Below are 2,010 nucleotides of genomic sequence, written 5' to 3' on the forward strand. Positions count from 1 at the left end.
AATATAAGTAGTTGAACAGAAAAATTTAAAGGTATGTGAAGAAAAGTAAAATCACTCAAAACTCTCTTCCTGTTCCCAGTTAAGAGTTCCCTTGCCCCAACGACAATTTTTAACGCCCACCTACTTAGTCATAAAATTGGAGTTTAAACCCATGACACAACTAACCCCAAAAACAGCAAGAAGAAGAGGAAGGATTTTTCCTGAACTAACTTTATCACCGGAAGAATTAGCTAAACGTAAAGCAGAAGATGAACAATTTTATCAACGTTGTTGGGCAATTTTTCAAAGATTACTGCCTGAGTTGATGAAAGAACATTATAACTCGTATATTGCTGTAGAACCAGATAGCGGTGATTATTTCATTGATCAGGATATGGAAGTCGCTAGTAAAAAATCACGGGAGAAACATCCTAATGTGATACATTTTCTATTTCGCATCAATGAAACAGGGGTAACAGGAAGAATATGATACAGGGTTATTTTGGTGATGAGGGGCAGCTTTTCTTTGAAATTGAATTAATTACTGCTGAAGGCTTAAATCTGCCTGTAGATGCTTTATTTGATACTGGATTCACAGGCTTTATGGCTATTAATAAACAAGATTTAGAAGGATTGAATTGGTCATTTATACGCAAGCAACGTTTACGCACTGCACAGGGAGAGTCAAGATTTGATATCTATTCAGGTAAAGTGATTTTGGATAATCAAGAGGATGAAATTCCTGTTTATGCTGGAGATGAATTAACGGAAATTTTATTGGGTTCAGCGTGGTTGGAGTTTTTGCCTTTGGTGGTGAATTTTCAAGCTGGTGTTTTGACTTTGGGATGATTTTTTTGATATTATTATAATATTAGAAATGGGGTTTAAAAACATGACTCAACTAACACCAAAACAACCAGCAAGAAGAGGAAGAGTTTTCCCTGAACTAACCTTATCGCCGGAAGAGTTGGCTAGACGTAAAGCTGAAAATGAGGCAGAGTATCAACGTTATCGAACAATTTTTGAGCGTGTACGTCCTGAATTGATCAAAGAACATTATAATTGGTATATTGCTATTGAGTTAAATAGTGGTGATTACTTAATTGATCAAGATAAAGAAATTGCACATCAAAAAGCCCGTGATAAATACCCAAATGCTGATCATTGCGTTTTTTGTTTGAATGAATCTGGAGCAACTGGGAGAATATGATAGAGGGTAAATTTGGTGAAAAAAAGCAGCTATTTTTTGAAATTGAGTTGGTTGTTAATGATGGTTTAAGTTTGCCTGTGGATGCTTTATTTGATAGTAGTTTCACAGGCTTTATGGCTATTAATACACAAGATTTAGATGGACTTAATTGGGATTATGTAGATAAAGAAATTCTGCGAACTGCTTAGGGTGAAATCACGTTTGAAAGATATTTGGGTAAGGTGATATTGGATAACCAAGAGTATGAAATTCCTGTTTATGCTGGAGATGAATTAACGGAGATTTTATTGGGTTCAGAGTGGTTGGAGTTTTTGCCTTTGGTGGTGAATTTTCAAGCTGGTGTTTTGACTTTGGGATGATTTTTTTGATAAAATTACAATATTCGTAAACAGCAAAATAATGAATATTCAAATTCAACCAGAATTAGAGGAAATTATAGAAGCGTAAATTGCCACAGGTAGATACGCAAATCCTGAAGAGGTGATTAGTAAAGCTTTGAAGTTGCTTTTTCAGTGGGAAAAAGGTTATCAGAATTGGGTTGCAGAAACACGGGAAAAGGTTGATGTTGCTATTGAAAAATTAGATAGAGGGGAAGTTGTGATTAAACAATTCCGGGATAAGTTGCGTAAAGAATAAAGTTCAATTAATTGGATAAGTCGCACAAATAGTAAAATTTATTTGTTTTCCAATCGTTTCCTTTTCTCTGCCGAAGTAAACCCTTAATTGACACAAATTAAGTGTCATCATTATACAAAAAAATAGAATTATTATCTATGTTTAAATCAGGGGAGTGAGTAGTCAGTTCGTCTGTTATATGGTAA

General features: G+C 34.6%; 4 protein-coding genes and 1 pseudogene. All 5 read left to right on the plus strand.

Going from position 1 to position 2,010, the window contains the following annotated elements; all coding sequences use genetic code 11:
• Positions 1-151 precede the first annotated feature (151 nt).
• The 5 genes and pseudogenes from IQ228_RS25300 (at position 152) to IQ228_RS25320 (ending at position 1,825) form a co-directional block, all read left to right on the plus strand.
• Positions 152-469, plus strand: coding sequence for a hypothetical protein (locus IQ228_RS25300; RefSeq protein ID WP_190383580.1), 318 nt, complete (start codon positions 152-154; stop codon positions 467-469).
• A complete protein-coding gene (locus IQ228_RS25305; RefSeq protein ID WP_096670402.1) occupies positions 466-828 on the plus strand; it encodes an aspartyl protease in 363 nt (120 codons plus the stop codon). The genes IQ228_RS25300 and IQ228_RS25305 overlap by 4 nt, the downstream gene beginning before the upstream one ends.
• Positions 829-871: 43 nt before the next feature.
• Positions 872-1,189: a hypothetical protein gene (locus IQ228_RS25310; RefSeq protein ID WP_193964896.1), complete on the plus strand. Its 318-nt coding sequence runs from the start codon at positions 872-874 to the stop codon at positions 1,187-1,189.
• A pseudogene (locus IQ228_RS25315) lies at positions 1,186-1,548 on the plus strand (aspartyl protease). Before IQ228_RS25310 ends, IQ228_RS25315 begins: the two are co-directional and overlap by 4 nt.
• 88 nt (positions 1,549-1,636) lie before the next feature.
• Positions 1,637-1,825: a hypothetical protein gene (locus IQ228_RS25320; protein ID WP_236630556.1), complete on the plus strand. Its 189-nt coding sequence runs from the start codon at positions 1,637-1,639 to the stop codon at positions 1,823-1,825.
• The last annotated feature ends 185 nt before the right edge of the window (positions 1,826-2,010 follow it).

The sequence above is a fragment of the Dolichospermum sp. LEGE 00246 genome (assembly GCF_015207865.1).
GTDB classification, from domain to species: domain Bacteria; phylum Cyanobacteriota; class Cyanobacteriia; order Cyanobacteriales; family Nostocaceae; genus Dolichospermum; species Dolichospermum heterosporum.

Excerpts from the sequence above, each read along its gene's own strand:
- IQ228_RS25305 (WP_096670402.1), top strand. The coding sequence starts at position 466 with ATGATACAGGGTTATTTTGGTGATGAGGGGCAGCTTTTCTTTGAAATT.
- IQ228_RS25300 (WP_190383580.1), top strand. The coding sequence starts at position 152 with ATGACACAACTAACCCCAAAAACAGCAAGAAGAAGAGGAAGGATTTTT.
- IQ228_RS25310 (WP_193964896.1), top strand. The coding sequence starts at position 872 with ATGACTCAACTAACACCAAAACAACCAGCAAGAAGAGGAAGAGTTTTC.